Origin of the sequence: Flavobacterium sp. Sd200, from assembly GCF_009826935.1 — a bacterium.
In the GTDB taxonomy this organism is placed as follows: domain Bacteria; phylum Bacteroidota; class Bacteroidia; order Flavobacteriales; family Flavobacteriaceae; genus Flavobacterium.
Genome location: NZ_WUMN01000004.1, coordinates 1 through 15961, shown reverse-complemented (window position 1 = coordinate 15961; position 15961 = coordinate 1). Strand labels below are relative to the sequence as shown.

Below are 15961 nucleotides of genomic sequence, written 5' to 3'. Positions count from 1 at the left end.
ATATTAAAACCTTAAATGATGAAACAACTAAAATCTTTATTAATCGCTGCACTACTATTTGTGGGAATTAATGAAACGGTACAGGCACAAGCAAAAGTAGCGCACATTAATGTAAGTGACTTAATGGCTGCTTCACCGGAAATGAAAGCTGCACAAACGCAACTTGAAAAAGTTACCAAAACGTATGACACCGAATACAATACAATGGTAGAAGAGTTCAGGAAAAAAGTTGCGCAGTATGAGAAAGAGGCTTCTACTGTAAAAGACGATGTAAACGAAGCACGCGGCAAAGAGGTACAGGATATGCAAAAAAGGATACAGGATTACCAACAAACTGCGTCTAAAGAATTACAGGAAAAACAAGAGGCTATCTACAAACCAATCCTTGAAAAATCAAGAGCAGCTATACAAAAAGTAGCTAAAGCTAAAGGTTATCAGTATGTTCTTGACTCTTCATCAGGTAGTGGTGTACTACTTGCAGATGGTCCAGATCTTTTAGCTGATGTTAAAAAAGAGCTTGGCTTTGGTGCTAAATAATTAAACCGCTTATAATTTACAAAAGGCTATCCAACAAAATGGATAGCCCTTTTTGTTTTGTATCAAAATGGCTTTTGATGCTTTACATATTTATTGATCATGTATGGCGTAATCTTCTTTAGGGTTTTACCTGTAACCGGGTGTAAACCCGGATATGTATAATATTCAATCTCGTTGTCGCCCACTTTATAATACCATATACGCGGCAATCCGTTGGGCAGAAAAAAAGTTGTGGTGTCGCACACACTTACTCTTTTTTGATAAGCAAAGGTTTCTCTATCCATAGGTAAAACTAAAGCCGCACCAGCAAAACTATTCCCTTCAATACTGCAGGATACCTCCTCATAATGGTCTCCCCTCCAAACCATACACCCTTCTTCTTTAAAAAAAGTATTCTTAACAGCAATTATTACCGAAACAAGAAGTGCCACTATTAGTGCATTGCGAAATAAATTTTCTTTGTTAATAAATGCTTCTACCCTACTCCATTTCCAAGACGGCTTATGATTTGCCAATTGATTTTGAGGAACCACTTTGAATTCATCTACCTCTGATTTTGATGAATTCATAGTACTTACACTCATTGCATCTTTGGCAGTAGTATCAGTAAATTTCTTTATTTCTCCCTCCTCTCTGTTTAGAGTTCCATTCCTGAATTTAGAAAACGGTCTTTGATCTAGGCCAACTAACAAGGCCAAAAGATTCAGGCTGTTTAAATTGCTAAGCTCCGACTTTCCTTTTACGAAATTGGTTAGGGGTTTAAACTTATCAGTATCAAAAATCTCTATCTGCCTATGTAAAGGTTCGCCATCTTTAAAAATAAAAAAACGTTTGTATACATCTAAGTCTGCTGCATTATTCTCATTTAATAGAAGTAGGCTTAGCCTTTTGAATCTTGCTGGCGATGGTTGTAAAAAATACTCAGCATGATCGCCATCTTTTACATGATTGTAAGCTACTAAAATTGCTTTTTTATAATCGTCGAGAGTTACCACAATATTGATTTTATCAGAATTTGCCGGAATACACCGGAATTATCGGAATTGCCGGATTTTGTTAGACAAAAGCAGAAAATGCTGCCCTTACTTTGCCCTTGTAAATTAGTTACTGCCTTAAGCGCAATAGGGCAAATGTACAAAACTACTTTAAACATAGTGTTGCTATTCAGACTGTAAAGTTATTGGGGAAGTATAATTTCCTACAGTCTGTTTTAGCACACTATACTTCCCGCCAAAACAGGGAGCATTCTCCCAAACCGGTAGCAAAAAAAGCCAAAGCATTTTTGGCCAGGACTGCCTTTGTCTAAAATCAATTTTTGAAAATCATTATGAAAAAAATACTTTTTCTGGCAGCTTTTGTGCTGCTGGGAGTTACGGTTACGTCTTGTGAGGTTACAAACAATAATAATCAATTAGCTAATAATGCTTATATCGGCACTGATGACAACCCTATTCCAGACAAGCCGCAAAAGCCAACACCTCCACCTCCGCCTCCAACAATACCATCAGTTGTAAAAGGAGCGTAAATTTTTAACATTTTTTATTACTTTAGGGGAATGAAACTTGCAAAGATTTATTCCCCTTTTTTAATACTATTCTTATTTATAATCTCATGCAAAAAAGATACTATTACGAGTCCAGACAAATATAATTACGACTCATATTATGCTCAAAAATATCTTGAAAAGGGAGATATTTTTGATATGAACCGAAATGTAGATAGCGCTTTTTATTATTACAATGAATCAGCGCGATTGTTTCTAACAGGAAAAGAAACTTTAAGTGCTGGATATCCACTTGTAAAGATGGCATATATACAAAAACAACAAAGTGATTATTTTGGCGGTGAGGCAACAGCTACAGAAGCTCTAAAATTATTAAAGAACATCAACACAACACAATACAAGCCAGGGCTATATGCTACGCTGGCAATGTGTTATAAGGAACGCTATAGTTATGATGACGCTATATACTACAACAGTAAGGCCTATAGTATTACTAAAGACTCTATTGGCAAATGTGTTATTAAAAATAATATGGCCAATGTGTATGTTCAAAAAAAAGAATATAAAAAGGCAATAACTATCCTGAAAAATCTTTTAGAATCTGATTCTGTACATCATCATCTTTCAACTAAAGCTGCAGTTCTAAGCTCTCTAGCCGGCGCATTTCACGCTGTAAAAAATGATTCGGCTTATAAATACATGGAAGATGCACTTAAAATTCGTAAAGATATTAATGAAATAATAGGCGTAGCTTCATGCTATAACCATCTCGGAGAATATTATTCTGAAGTACAAAAAGACAAAGCAGTTTATAATGCAAAACAAGCCTACGATTATGCCACAAGGGCAAACAACCCGGAAAACAGAATTAAGGCTTTACACCTTCTCATTAAAAATAGTAGTAATAACACTGACTATGCAACCCAATATATTGCCTTACAAGACAGTATGAACAAAGTGCGCATGCTGGATAAAACACAGTTTGCAAAGATAAAATATGACTCTAAAAGCATTCAAAAAGACAATATAAGACTGCAGAAGCAAGATGCAATGAACAAAACCCAAAAGGCGATTTTGTTGATATTAATATTTTTTACAATTCTTACAGCCCTGCTGATATATTATATACAAAGGTTAAGGCATAAAAAGGCTAAGGTAATGGAGGTTTATAACGCTGAAAGCCGCATATCGAAAAAAATTCATGATGAATTGGCTAATGATATTTTTAACGTTATGTCTTTTGCACAAACACAGGAATATACTGAACCTGAAAAGCATGAAAAACTGATGCAAAACCTTGACAAAGTATATAGCAAAACAAGAGATATTTCCAGGGAAAACAACACCATAGATACAGGTATAAATTTCGGTATAGTTTTAAAAGAAATGCTTTCGGATTATAATACCCCTACAACTAGGGTAACCATTATAAACTTTGCCTGTATACAATGGGATGCTGTGAGTGCCCATAAAAAAATATCAGTTTACAGGGTATTACAGGAAATGATGGTAAACATGAAAAAGCATAGTGAGGCAGGTATCATTACACTCTTATTTGGTTTAAGTGGCAACAAAATCAATATACAATACAGCGATAATGGAAAAGGAATCAAAGAAAGTAAATTATTTTACAAAAATGGTCTTAAAAATGCGGAAAACCGCATTTTAGCTATAGATGGTACTATTACTTTTGACAATACAACCGGTGGGCTTAAAGTAAGCATTACTTTTCCTGCATAAACGAAAGTTATATGTTTAAAAAAATAATTGTTGCCGAAGACATAGACAGTATTAGTCTGGGATTAAAATCTTTATTGCAAAACATTCAGGATGCAAATATTAGTTATACTAAATATTGCGATGAAGCATTTTTAAAGATAAAGAAAGCCGGTTTAGACAGTATCCCTTATGAACTGCTTATCACTGACCTTTCTTTTAAAGATGGCAACAGAGAGGAAAAAATAACCTCAGGAGAGGAGCTTATCGAAGCCGTAAAAAAAGAGCAGCCTAATATAAAAATTATAGCCTATTCTATAGAAGAGCGCGGATACAAAATACGCCACCTAATGGACGACCTTGGAATAGATGCCTACGTTTGTAAAGGTCGCGAAAGCTCGGCTGAATTGCTCAGGGCTCTCAAAGAAATATATGCTGACAGAAAGTACATATCTACAAATCTTGCACATCTGCGAAAGCCAGAAACGATAAGCGAAATGGACATGGTAGACCTGGAAATAATTAAAATGCTTAGTGATGGCCTGATCCAAACAGAAATAGTAGAAAATTTTAAAAACAAAGGTCAAAAAGCATCGAGTATTAGCAGCATAGAAAAACGTATTATTAAGATGAAAACTTCTTTAATGGCCCGCAATACAACACATTTAGTCAGTATCGCTAAAGACATGGGATTGATTTAGTTGCCCTCGACTTTTTTTAAAAAAAATCTAAAAAAATAATTCTAGAGATATCTAAATTTTCAGAAATAAGGTTTTCCTTAAAATCATTCTTAACGGGAACATTATGTTTGGGCTTTATTATAAATAATGCCCTTTGAGTTTTCTTTAATATGAGTTTAATAAAACCTATTTGCTTTGCAAGCACAATATTGCTTTTACTGGCAATTCATAAGATGCCTATTGGCTATTACACTTTCTTACGATTGGCAATAACACTAAGCTGCATAACGATTATTACTAAAAATATTAAGACCTTACATGCTTTATGGATTATACTATTTGTTGTAACGGCATTGTTGTTCAATCCACTTATACCTGTATATTTTTATAAAAAATCGCTTTGGCTACCTATAGATATAGTTTGCGCACTTATCTTTCTTTGTTATGGTATAATCTATAAAGCTAATAAAAATACGCTTACTTAAATTTTGCAACATATACGCAATGAAGCTGACTAAAAAACGGTCACACTAATTACCGTTATCGCGGTAATTAGTGTGACCGTTTTATTTAAATATATCTTTATAATCAATTCAATTTTTTGCTAATCGATTTATTACGATAGGGAGTGGCATCTTCGTAATTATAAAATATGGGAAACTCAAATAAAATTGTCTTTCTGTTAACCGTATAAAAAATGATCAAAATATTAATGCTGAGTAAAAACAACATTTATTAATGTTTTGATAACACATTGTAATAGAGTAAAAAAAATGTTAAAATACGTATTAATGGGTATTTTACAAATGACTTATTTATCCTACATTGGCAGCCGCAAATCACCTATCGATTATGAAGCATATTTTACTTTCGTTATTTTCATTGCTAATTGGCATTGGATGCTATGCACAACAACCTAGTCCTGAAACTTATAACAATAAAATGCAGCAGCAAAATCTGCTTTTTATGGAAAACATGGGGCAGGTTGTCAATGCAAAAGGAACGCCGCAAACTGACGTTTTATTTACCGCAAAGAGCAACGGCGCACAACTTTGGCTTACGGCAACAGGCATAAGCTACCAGTTTAACAAAACTGATTATCCTGCCGGATACAACCTGCACGATAAAACGGCTAATCTTGCCAAACTGCAGGAACTGCAGGCGCAGGCGAAGCACAGCTCGCACCGTTTTACAGTTCAGCTTGTAGGCAGCAACCCACATCCTAAGGTAGTTAAACAAAAACAATCAGAGTATTTTGAGAACTACTACCTTGCACATTGTCCGCAAGGAATAACGGGAGTAAAAGCGTTTGAGCAGGTAACTTATAAAAATGTTTACCCTAATATAGACTGGGTTATATACAGCAAGGGCGGCTATATGGAGTATGACTTTATCGTACACCCCGGCGGTAACCCTGCACAGATAAAGCTTAAAATAAATGATGCAGATAAAGTAACTCTTACAGATAAGGGCGAGCTGGTTGTAAAAACCAGGCTTGGTGAAGTACGCGAAAAAACACCCATAAGTTATAATGAGGCAGGTAGACCAATTGCCACGCGATTTGTGATGCACAACGACGGTAGCCTTGGCTTTGCAGGCGCTTTCCCTAAAAATAAAACATTGCGTATAGATCCTGAGGTAGTGTGGGCTACTTACTATGGCGGTGGCGATCTTGAATATGCAAATGGCTGCTCGGCAGATACTGAAGGAAACGCATATTTAATCGGAGAGACGTCAAGTACCTCCGGTATAGCCTCCGGTGGTTTTCAAAACACTTATGGAGGGAGTACAATAGATGCTTTTTTAGTAAAATTCAGTGCCTCCGGAGCCCGTTTGTGGGCTACTTATTACGGAGGAGCTTCATATGATAGCGGACAGTCGTGCAAAGTAGAGAATAATGGCGCAATATATTTTAGTGGTTATACAAACAGTAATACCGCAATAGCTTCCGGGGGAGCACAAAACACATTGGCAGGAAGCTATGATGCCTTTTTAGTAAAATTTACTGCATCGGGCACGCGTACCTGGGGAACTTACTTTGGTGCAACCGGCAGAGACCATGGTTATACATGTATATTAGATGGCTCAGGTAACATTTATTTAAGCGGATATACCGAATCTGCTACCGGTATTGCTTCCAATGGTTTTCAGAGTTCACATGGAGGTGGCACACAGGATGCGTTCCTTGCTAAATTTAGCAGTAGCGGCAGCCGTCTGTGGTCCACTTATTATGGAGGGACAGGTATAGACTATGCGGAAGACATTGCGACAGATAGTGACGGGAATATATATATGGCCGGACACACTACAAGTGCGTCAGGTATTGCGTCTTTAGGATTTCAAAATTCACATGGTGGTGGTACGAGAGATGCTTACCTGGTAAAATTTAATGCTTCGGGCAGTCGTCTATGGGCTACTTATTATGGAGGCAGCGCAAATGATCGGGGTTATGCATGCGCAACAGACAGCAACGGAAATGTATATCTTTCCGGGGCTACCGGTTCCAGCGGCCTGGCTTCAGGAGGGCATCAGAATACAACAGGGCCGGACTATAAAAATGATGCTTTTTTAGTTAAATTTAATGCCGGCGGCACTCGCCAGTGGGCCACTTATTATGGTGAACCGAATGAGGATGACGCAGCCTCTTCCTGCATGGTAGACGGATTAGACAATGTATATATAGCCGGAGTTACGGGCAGTTATACAGGAATTGCATCGGGAGGTTTCCTAAATACCAGACCCGGAGGCTTAGATATGTATATAGCTAAGTTTAATGCCAACGGAAGCCGCCTTTGGGGTAGCTATTGCGGAACCTCGGGGTACGATAGCTTTAAAGACGCTGCTATAAATACAACAGGAAATGTATATATAGCAGGAGATGCAGATAGCGATACAGGACTTGCTTCCGGTGGATTTCAAAACACATATGGCGGAGGTTTTATGGATGCTTTTTTAATAAAAATATATGATGAAACTTCCTGCGTCACCCCTGCCCCAAATGCAATAGGACAGGATGTTGCGTGGGGAACCACCGTGGCAGGCCTTAGTGCAACAGGCACAGCATTGCAGTGGTACACAACTCCTACCGGTGGCACGGCATTACCTGCAACTACGGTAGTAACAACGGCTACTTATTACGTTTCACAAATCCTAAATGGCTGCGAAAGCCCAAGAACCCCTGTGCTTGTAACTGTAGATGTTCCATCATGCGCACCTCCGTTAGATGTAACAGTTACTATAACATCGGCCACAAGGGCAAACTTTAGCTGGAACAGGCCGGTAACAAACCTGCCTACTAACTACCAGTATCATGTAAGCACATCGGCTACGCCGCCTGCATCAGGAACAACACTATCGGTTACTACGATCAACAATTTTGCAATAACAGCAAATACCACATATTACCTTCATGTTAGAAGTAACTGTTCTGGCGATTACAGCGACTGGGTTACATCGGCTCCGTTTAGGGGTGTTTCAACTGGGTACACGTGTGCCACAGCTATTAACCTTGCCGATTTAGTTAGTCCGTTTAGCGGTACAACGGTAGGATCCGTACATGATTATAGTATTGCATGTACCGGTGGCAATACCGCGCCCGATATGTTTTTTTACATAGATGTGCCTAATGGGTCTACTGTAACAATAGGGCAAACAGCCAATAACTATGATTCGGAAAACTACATGGGTTATGGCAATGCATGTCCTGGTGCAACACAAATAGCCTGTTTTGATGATTCAGATATACAAAATAGGTCGTGGACCAATAATACAGGAAGTACACAACGTGTTTACTGGGTACAGGATGGCCACGGTGGCAGTACTTCGGCAGGTACCTTTACACTGGCATGGACCTTAACAGCGCCGACTACAGCCTGTAATGCCCCAACAGCATTAACGGCAACTGCTACTTCTATCAGGACCGCAAACCTTAGCTGGACTGCACCTGCCACTACTACGCCTACAGGTTACCAGTATGCCGTAACTACATCGGCTACGCCGCCTGCAAGCGGTACTAATACTACAGCTACATCGCTTACCGGTTATGTATTTTTGCCAAGTACATATTACTACCTGCATGTGCGCACTAACTGTTCCGGCACTTATAGTGCATGGGCAACGTCGGCACAGTTTAGCGGTATACCGCCCCAAGGCGATACCTGTGCCACAGCAATTAACCTCGCTACGCTAACAAGCCCATACAGCAGCACGCTAACAGGGGCTTTAAATAACACATATCCTATAGATTGTACCCTTGATGGACCAGACCTTGTATATTATATAGATGTAATGCAGGCCCAGACGTTAGTTATTGGCCTTACTGCAAGAGGTGGTTTTGATGCTCACAATTATATAGGCTATGGAAATACCTGCCCGGGCACGACACTTATTTCCTGCCATGATGATCCGGATATACACACTACAACATGGACCAATAATACAGGAAGTACCCAAAGGGTATACTGGCTACAGGAAGCTTCGTCAGGAACCAGTGCAGGTGATTTTACCCTTGCGTGGAGCGTAACGGGTGGCTGTGCACCCCCTACAAATCCAAGAACGTTAGCCATATCATATACTTCTGCAAACCTTTACTGGACAGCTCCGGAAGTAAGTACGCCTACAGGCTACGAGTATGCCGTAACAATGTCGTCTACACCGCCGGCAAGCGGCACGGCTACTACAGCTACATCCGTAACTCCTTATTACGGACTTCAAGCATTTGAAGATTATTACCTTCATGTACGTACAAATTGTAACGGCAGCTATAGTTCTTGGGTTACTTCGCCGGTATTTACCGGAAGTACTTATGGCGATCTATGTTCTAACGCCATAGACCTTTCTACACTAACGAGCCCACACAGCAATACTACAGCAAATACTACATCTGGTTCTACAGTAGTATGCGACGATTTTATTGTTAGGTCGAGAGACTTGTACTACTATATGGTTGTGCCAAACGGAGCCACATTTACCATAGGGCAAACATCAAACGATTATGACTCTTTTGTTTCTGTTAAATATACCAGCGACGCAATGTTTTGTCCGGGATCTTACAGCATAGCCTGTTTTGACAATCCGAACGTACAAACCGTAACCTGGACTAATACTACGGGGAGCACACAAATTGTATATTGGGTGCAGGGTGGCCGACTTTCAGAAGAGGTTGGAAACTTTACCCTTGCCTGGACACTAACCGGAGGCACTGCAACCTGTAACCCTCCTGCAACGGCCACGACCACAGCAACATCTTCAACGGCTGTTAACCTTAACTGGACTGCCCCAACAACTGGCACTCCTACTGGCTATCAGTATGCCGTAACCACATCGGCAACACCGCCTGCAAGTGGTACGGCAACAACAGCAAGATCTGTTACAGGCTATACTATAAACGCGGGAACAACATATTACCTACATGTAAGGAGCAACTGCTCTGGCACATATAGCAGCTGGACTACATCGGCACCATTTAGCGGTACAGCTGCAACATGTAACCCGCCTACAGCGCCTTACGGCTATTCTGTATCGCCTATAAGGGCAAACCTTAGGTGGACTGCCCCTGCATCGGGCACGCCAATCGGCTACCAATATGCTGTTTCAACATCGGCAACCCCACCGGCAAGCGGTACTGCTACTACAGGAACAACGGCTACTAACGCTGTTATATCAGCCGGAAACATTTATTACCTGCATGTGCGCAGTAACTGCAACGGCACCTACAGCAGCTGGGTAACATCACCGCCGTTTACCGGAAATGAGGCAAACGATGTTGAAGGTAATGAGTGCGCAACTGCCATAAACCTTGCCACCCTTACCAGCCCTTACACCAGCACCACTGCAGCAGCTGCACACGATTACAGCATAGCCTGTGCCGGCCACAATGCATCGCCGGACAGGTTTTATTATATAAATGTGCCTGCGGGGCAAACGCTTACTATAGGCCAGACTTCAAACAACTACAACTCTGAAAATTATGTGGGCTACGGCGACGACTGCCCTGGCATAAACCAGATAGCATGCCTTCAGGATGACCTTACCCCTGTAACATGGACTAACAACACCGGCAGCACACAAACAGTGTACTGGGTACAGGATGGTGCATGGGCCATTGATGATGCTGGCACTTTTACCCTTGCCTGGACATTAACAGGTGGTACTGCCTGTCCTGCGCCTGCAAGCCCATTTGGGCAGGTAACATCTGCCACAACGGCTAACCTTGGCTGGGCAGTACCTATTACAGGAAACCCAACTGGTTATCAATATGCGGTTACTACTTCACCTACTCCACCTGCAAGCGGAACAGCGACAACCAATATAGATATCCTTGACTATGCAATTACAGCCAATACAGACTATTACCTGCATGTGCGTAGCAATTGCAACGGAACTTACAGCTCATGGGCAACATCAGAAGTGTTTAGAAGCACATCTTCTACATGTAATCCTCCAACGAATCTAACAGCAGCCGTAACATCGGCAACAACAGTAAATCTTAGCTGGACAGCATCAACTTCAAGTGCACCTGTAGGCTATCAATATGCCGTTACTACCTCGGCAACTCCTCCCGCCAGCGGAACTGTTTTTCCTAATACATCGGTTACAGGATACAATATAATAGCAGGAACTACCTACTATCTGCATGTTCGCACATATTGTAATGGCAGCTACAGTAATTGGGCAACATCTGCTCCTTTTGTGGGTACAAATGTTATTAATGGAGATACCTGTGCCAATGCCATAAACCTTGGTGCCTTAACAAGCCCATATATTGGTACTACGACAGGTGCAGGAAATGATTATACATTTACCTGTGCTGCAACAACTACAGCACCGGAACTGTTCTTTTATATAGACGTACCTAATGGCTATAGGTTAACTATAGGCCAAACTTATAACAACTATGATTCTCAAAATTATATAGCATACGGAGGATCATGTCCAGGTACTACACGCATAGACTGTTTTGATGATGACGATTATAGACTAATTGATTGGACAAATAATACCAGAAGTACTCAAAGAGTATATTGGGTACAGGATGGCTATCAGGGAGGTTCAGGAGCCTTTACCCTTGCCTGGACATTGTGCGATACTCCTGCACCGACAGCAGTTACACAGACGGTTTGTTATAACGCTACCGTTGCAGACCTGACAGCTACAGGAACTTCTCTTAAATGGTACACGACATCTACTGGAGGTACTGCCCTGACAGCCACAACAGCAGTAACAACCCGTACATATTACGTGTCACAAACTTTAAATGGTTGCGAAGGCCCTAGGGCTGCGGTTGCGGTAACTGTTAATTCAATAATACCATCTCCAACAGCTTCAGCACAAACGCTTATAACCGGAAGCACTGTGGCAAATCTAACTGCAACAGGTACCGCTTTACAGTGGTATACTGCTTCTACAGGTGGTACGGCACTCGCAACAGGAACTGTACTTAATTCAGGCACATATTATGTTTCACAAACACTTAATGGGTGTGAAAGTACAAGAATCGCAGTTACGGTTACAATTTATACTCCTATTGCCGGAGACACCTGTGCCAATGCCATAAACCTTGCAACCCTTACAAGCCCATACAGCAGCACAACCGCAGGTGCAACAAATGATTACACCATTACCTGCAGCAATACTAATAATGCGGCCGACCTGTTTTTCTATTTAGATGTGCCTAACGGTTCAACGTTAACCATAGGCCAGACCGTGAACAACTATGATTCTATGAACTACATGGCTTATGGCGGTGCCTGCCCGGGCACTACTGTTATAGCCTGTTTTGACGATGACGATTACATCCAAACTACATGGACAAATTCTACAGGAAGTACGCAGCGCGTATACTGGGTACAGGATGGTTTCAGCACATTGTCAGGCACCTTTACCCTGGCGTGGACTCTTACAACACCAAATACAGGGTGTACAAATGCACCTTACGGGCAAGTCTCGTCAGTAGCATTTACTCCGTCATGTTTAGGCAGTGAATGGATGAACAGTGCCAGACTTGGGCAATATAATTTACTCAACTTTACTGCTAATACCAGTTATACACTTTCATCTACTGTAGCTACAGACCATTTTACAGTAACAGATGATAATGGAGCTACAATACTGGCTCATGGATCTAATCCATTTACTTTTACACCAACTACAACAGGGGTATATCGTTACTATATACATTCAAATGCGGCCTGTGGAATAACAGACAGTAATTATCGTGATATATATATAGACTGTAATACTTCAACATGTACAGCACCGACTAACGTTATAGTATCAGCTGTTCCAAATGGGGCAAATATACTATGGGCAAGACCTTCTGTTTCCATGTCTAATTACCAGGTATATATTAGCACATCTCCTGTAGCGCCTTCAGATTCAGTTGCGGCAGTAGCTGCAACAGGTGTTACATTTTATGATATGGCAAGTTATAATGTAAGCGGCCTTGATAGCAATACCACGTATTATTGTTGGGTTCGCACACTTTGTTTGTACTCAAACAGTTCTTGGGTATCCGGAGGCAGTTTTACTACAATACCACAACTTGAATGTAATAACGCAAGCTACGGATTGTATCCTTCAGCAACATACACACCTGCATGCACAGGAAGTGACGAAAGGATAACACCATCAAGCTGGGCAGGTGAGTTTAGCAATGTTAACATTACCGCAAACAGGCAGTATTCATTCAGTTCATCAATTACAACTGATTATATTACGATAACAAATGCTGCCGGTAATGCAGTACTTGCTTCAGGCCCATCGGGCGTTTCATGGAACTCTGGTTCATATAGCGGTGTAATCCGTTATTATATTCATACCAACAGCACATGTGGTGAACAGACGGGTGTAGTAAGGAGCCGATATATTTCATGTTCAGCATGTACAACAGTTGCACCAACTGCATTAGCACAAACACTATGTAATGGTGCAACCATAGCAAACCTAGTAGCTAATGGCACTTCATTAAAATGGTATTCTGTTGCTACAGGCGGAACGCAATTGGCTACAACGGCTGCACTTGTAACGGGAACTTACTATGTATCGCAGACGTTAAATAGCTGTGAAAGTACAAGGACAGCAGTAAGTGTAACTATTAACAGTACATCAATACCAACTGCACCAGATCAATTACTTTGCAACGGAGCAACCGTGGCAAGTTTAACAGCCACAGGAACAAACCTTAAATGGTATAGTACTTATACAGGCGGAACTCAATTAGCCGCGAATACTGTATTATCAACAGGTACATATTATGTTTCGCAAACCATAAATGGTTGTGAGAGTGCAAGAAATACTATAAGTGTTACCATAAATACCACTGCTGCGCCAACAGCATCTGCACAGACATTCTGTAATAGTGCTACAGTGGCAAGTTTAACAGCTAATGGTACTTCTTTAAAATGGTACTCGGTAGCAACTGGCGGAACGCAACTGGCAACGACAGCTACGCTTGCAACGGGAACTTACTATGTATCTCAGACATTGAACTCTTGTGAGAGTACAAGGACTGCGGTTGCAGTAACTATCAATACAACTGCTGTTCCAACAGCCTCTGCACAGACATTCTGTAATGGTGCGACTGTAGCAAGCCTTGTGGCTAACGGCACTTCACTGAAATGGTATTCAGCAGCAACAGGTGGAACGCAATTGGCAACAACAACTACGCTTGCAACGGGAACTTACTATGTATCGCAGACATTGAACTCTTGTGAAAGTACAAGGACAGCTGTTAGCATAACTATAAACACTACAAATGCTCCAACAGCATCTGCACAGACATTCTGTAGCGGCGCTACTGTAGCAAGTTTAACAGCTAACGGTACTTCACTAAAATGGTACACAACAGCAACAGGCGGTACGCAATTGGCAACAACAGCTACGCTTGCAACAGGTACTTATTATGTTTCTCAGACATTGAACTCATGTGAAAGTACAAGGACAGCTGTTAGCATAACTATAAACACTACAAATGCGCCAACAGCATCTGCACAGACATTCTGTAATGGTGCTACGGTGGCAAGCCTTTTAGCAAACGGTACTTCACTAAAATGGTATTCAGCAGCAACGAGTGGAACACAGTTGGCAACAACAGCTACGCTTGCAACGGGTACTTATTATGTATCACAGACTTTAAATAGCTGTGAGAGTACAAGGACAGCAGTTGCGGTTACAATTAATACTACGGCTACTCCAACGGCATCTGCACAGACATTCTGTAATGGTGCAACGGTAGCAAACTTAGCAGCTAACGGTACTGCTGTAAAATGGTACTCTGTAGCAACTGGTGGTACGCAATTGGCAACAACGGCTACGCTTGCAACGGGAACTTACTATGTATCACAGACTTTGAATAGCTGCGAAAGTACAAGAACAGCGGTTGCAGTTACAATCAATACTACCACTGCTCCAACAGCATCTGCACAGACATTCTGTAATGGTGCAACGGTAGCAAGCCTTGTGGCTAACGGTACTGCTGTGAAATGGTACTCGGTAGCAACTGGCGGAACACAATTGGCAACAACAGCTACGCTTGCAACAGGTACTTACTATGTTTCTCAAACACTGAACTCTTGTGAGAGTACAAGGACTACGGTTGCGGTTACAATAAATAACACTACTGCCCCTACAGCTGCTGCACAAACATTCTGTAACAGCGCAACTGTGGCAAGCCTTGTGGCAAACGGTACTTTATTAAAATGGTATTCTGTAGCAACAGGCGGAACGCAACTGGTAACAACAGCTACGCTTGCAACGGGAACTTACTATGTATCTCAGACATTAAATAGCTGTGAGAGTACAAGAACTGCGGTTGCAGTTACAATCAATACTACCACTGCGCCAACAGCATCTGCACAGACATTATCAGAAGGTAGCACTGTAGCTAACTTAACTGCTACAGGTAGCAACCTGCAATGGTATGCCTCTCCAATCGGTGGAACTCCTCTTGCTCCTACAACAACTTTAACTACTGGTACATATTATGTATCTCAGACTTTGAACTCATGCGAGAGTACAAGAACTGCGGTAAGTGTAACAATTAATACACCAACCACACCTGCACCAACTGCTTCGGCACAAACACTGTGTAACGGATCAAAGGTCGCTGACCTTGTAGCAGTGGGTACTAACCTTAAATGGTACACAACAGCAACAGGTGGAACACAACTGGCTTCTACTATTATTTTAACAACAGCGACCTATTATGTATCGCAAACAGTAAATAATATAGAAAGCCCAAGGACAAGTGTGGCAGTAACAATAAACACTACTCCAACAGCATCGGCTGCCAACCAGACATTCTGTGGTACAGCAACAGTTGCTGACCTGGTAGGTGTGGGTACTAACCTTAAATGGTACAGCCTTGAGGGCGACGAAGGTGCTTTAGCTCCTACTACTCCGCTAACAACAGATACTTATTTTGTAACACAAACCATAAACGGTTGTGAAAGTGCCTCTGTGCCATTCCTGGTTACTGTAAACAGGACTCTTGTTCCAACAGCATCGGCACAGACATTCTGCAATG

7 protein-coding genes are annotated in these 15961 nt (G+C 41.3%); 6 read left to right on the top strand and 1 reads right to left on the bottom strand.

Annotated features, from left to right (window positions below; translation table 11 throughout):
* Window positions 1-18: 18 nt before the first annotated feature.
* Window positions 19-537 (top strand): OmpH family outer membrane protein, encoded by a 519-nt coding sequence (locus tag GR160_RS11920; RefSeq protein ID WP_160750108.1) that lies wholly within the window; start codon window positions 19-21, stop codon window positions 535-537.
* A 62-nt stretch (window positions 538-599) separates the two neighbouring features.
* Here GR160_RS11920 and GR160_RS11915 read toward each other — a convergent pair whose 3' ends face one another.
* Window positions 600-1532: a hypothetical protein gene (locus GR160_RS11915; RefSeq protein ID WP_160750107.1), complete on the bottom strand. Its 933-nt coding sequence runs from the start codon at window positions 1530-1532 to the stop codon at window positions 600-602.
* A 332-nt stretch (window positions 1533-1864) separates the two neighbouring features.
* On the opposite strand from GR160_RS11915, the gene GR160_RS11910 reads away from it, so the two are divergent.
* From GR160_RS11910 to GR160_RS11895, 5 genes are all read left to right on the top strand, one after another.
* Window positions 1865-2062, top strand: a complete 198-nt coding sequence (locus GR160_RS11910) for a hypothetical protein (protein WP_160750106.1) — start codon at window positions 1865-1867, stop codon at window positions 2060-2062.
* A gap of 30 nt (window positions 2063-2092) precedes the next feature.
* A complete protein-coding gene (locus tag GR160_RS11905) occupies window positions 2093-3781 on the top strand; it encodes a tetratricopeptide repeat-containing sensor histidine kinase (RefSeq protein ID WP_160750105.1) in 1689 nt (562 codons plus the stop codon).
* Between the two features lie 11 nt (window positions 3782-3792).
* On the top strand, window positions 3793-4458 hold the full coding sequence (locus GR160_RS11900; protein ID WP_160750104.1) for a response regulator transcription factor: 666 nt from the start codon (window positions 3793-3795) through the stop codon (window positions 4456-4458).
* A 149-nt stretch (window positions 4459-4607) separates the two neighbouring features.
* Window positions 4608-4922 (top strand): DUF6804 family protein, encoded by a 315-nt coding sequence (locus tag GR160_RS19575; RefSeq protein ID WP_370519217.1) that lies wholly within the window; start codon window positions 4608-4610, stop codon window positions 4920-4922.
* A gap of 367 nt (window positions 4923-5289) precedes the next feature.
* On the top strand, window positions 5290-15961 hold a 10672-nt coding region (locus GR160_RS11895; RefSeq protein WP_160750103.1), incomplete at its 3' end, for an SBBP repeat-containing protein.